This window comes from Vreelandella lionensis (genome assembly GCF_002087295.1).
In the GTDB taxonomy this organism is placed as follows: domain Bacteria; phylum Pseudomonadota; class Gammaproteobacteria; order Pseudomonadales; family Halomonadaceae; genus Vreelandella; species Vreelandella lionensis.
On record NZ_MWVI01000030.1, the window covers coordinates 1 to 2,054 of the forward strand.

Consider the following 2,054-nt stretch of genomic DNA (forward strand, 5'->3'; position numbering starts at 1 on the left):
ATATCGGCAGTTATTCAGACCTTCCCTAATGTCATGGAAACAGGTTAACGTCAGCAATAGCTTGTAGAATGTTGACGTTGTCTTTAATGGTACTTACTGGTTTGCTGCGAACGGAGGTCAATTTTACAGAGCGAATGACCCCCTAGGCACATGGGAAAATGTGTCTTCTGTTAATGGCACTATATCGAAAATGGCTGCTAGCCCTGAAACAGGAACGGTTCTGTATTGGAACAGTTCATACGCGAATGTCGATAGATCCACTGATAACGGTGAAAGCTGGAGCACTGTCCGTTCAAATAATAACTTTAATTCTGCGTCTTATGGTGCGGGCACATGGGTTATGGTGAGCGGTACATCAAGTGGTGCTGTTTACACACTAGACGATGGTCACACGTGGCAAAGCACACAGAACGATGTCCGCGATAAAGTTACTTTTGGGTCTGATTTATTCCTCTCTTTTAATAATGCTGATGCATATGTATCAGACAACGGAAAAAGTTGGTCAAAACTGTCATCGGCATCTCATGCCGTTGGCATCGGCGTTATCACTGAATATGGAATTGTATCAGGTGGACCGTCAGGAACTGGTTACGCAGCTATCACTGGGCTAGATACGGAAAAGACATTGCTGTTGTCTGGCGATCCTGCAGAAGCACGCATGGGGTGGGTTGAATAATGTCAACGTATTATGGATACAGTAAGGACGGTCGCCTCAATTCTCAGCGACCCGCAAACGGGCCGATGGGTAAGAACGAAACCACATCTCCACCACCCCAAGAGTCGGGCCCTTGGTATTGGCATGGGCGGGAATGGAAAAGCGAGCCACCCCGCGCGCGCGTTGGCCCGGTCGAGTTCAAGCTGCTGTTCACCAGCGCCGAGCGCCTGAAACTGAAGGAGCTGCGGGCAAGCGACCCAGCCCTCGCTGACTTCTTCGAGATCATCGAAGATCCACGCCTGCAGTACATTGATCTATCACTCGGTTCCACGGCCGCCGGGGTGGATCACTGCCTATCACTGCTCATCAATGCAGAGATCATCTCAGAAAGCGAAGGCGCTACCCGGCGAGAGCAGATCCTTTCAGGTACGTTGCTGTAGCCCTCAACAAACAGCCTGCCTGATGGTGGGCTAGTTCAATAAAACTTTTTTGACGCTTTAGGGTAACCATGGGGGTTGACATGATAAAGAGCTATGAGTAATCACACTAATTGCCGATGGTGACGTTTCTAAATGGTCAACATTGGAAAAACAAATGCCAACATCACCTGCCAACAAAGCGAAAATGCAATGTCTGATGCTCAAGCTAGAAACCGCTGACACTCCGTTCATTAGAGCTTGCTATGGTCTTTGTATTCTGAGCATAAGCATAGGCCTTGCACTCCGAGTAGCTCAACCTGCGCTAGTTCCGTTCATGGCTTAGCAAGCTTCATCGGCGGCTAGGTAGTGGCCCAGCATGTACAAGGCTATTTTAAAGCGGAGTGGAAAGTCAGTGAGCAGATCGGTGCGGCGAAGGATGCCGAGGCACTTCATGGGATAAATATTGCGGAGAGGTCTGAGAAAAGACTGTCAAGTATGCATTAAATAGTAAAATAGCCCGCCAAAATTGGCGGGCTATTCGTTATTCCAGTGACTTAGCTTTCGTTTTGGCATACTCACGCAACTCACCATGCTGTAAGCGTTTTTTGCCAGTGCTAGCTTTCATATTGTTTCCAATATCAATTAAACGTTCTCGATTTTCTTTTGTTTGTCTTTTATCCAACTTCTTAAGGGCGTGGTTAAGCTCATAGTCTTCCGAAAAATTCATATATTCATTGTCTTTCATGATCAGCCTATTATTGATAATTGTTAATAAAAACTAGCCCTAAAAACGAAATTCTGCAAATAGCCGTTGGCCAGAGTGGCACTGTTATATGTAATACCTTCCCCGCACAACGCCCACCACTACCCTCCCGCGCGAAGTCGCCACACCATGGCAGCTCTCATAGTGAAACGCTTGAACCTGCGCGGGAGACAGGCATGGCCGATTACCATCACGGCGTTCGCGTCGTTGAAATCAA

General features: G+C 47.6%; 3 protein-coding genes. 2 read left to right on the forward strand and 1 reads right to left on the reverse strand.

Annotated features, from left to right (window positions below; translation table 11 throughout):
- Positions 1-160 precede the first annotated feature (160 nt).
- Together B4967_RS17725 and B4967_RS03860 are read left to right on the forward strand one after the other, a co-directional pair.
- Complete coding sequence (locus tag B4967_RS17725) at positions 161-676, forward strand: hypothetical protein (protein WP_139794395.1); 516 nt, start codon at positions 161-163, stop codon at positions 674-676.
- Between the two features lie 65 nt (positions 677-741).
- Complete coding sequence (locus B4967_RS03860; protein WP_083023703.1) at positions 742-1,095, forward strand: hypothetical protein; 354 nt, start codon at positions 742-744, stop codon at positions 1,093-1,095.
- A gap of 520 nt (positions 1,096-1,615) precedes the next feature.
- Here B4967_RS03860 and B4967_RS03865 read toward each other — a convergent pair.
- Entirely contained in the window at positions 1,616-1,819 is a 204-nt protein-coding gene (locus B4967_RS03865) for a hypothetical protein (RefSeq protein ID WP_207953569.1), read from the reverse strand.
- Positions 1,820-2,054 lie beyond the last annotated feature (235 nt).

Bases quoted from the DNA above. Each gene is read 5' to 3' on its own strand.
- B4967_RS03860 (WP_083023703.1), top strand. From the start codon at position 742: ATGGGTAAGAACGAAACCACATCTCCACCACCCCAAGAGTCGGGCCCT.
- B4967_RS03865 (WP_207953569.1), bottom strand. From the start codon at position 1,819: ATGAAAGACAATGAATATATGAATTTTTCGGAAGACTATGAGCTTAAC.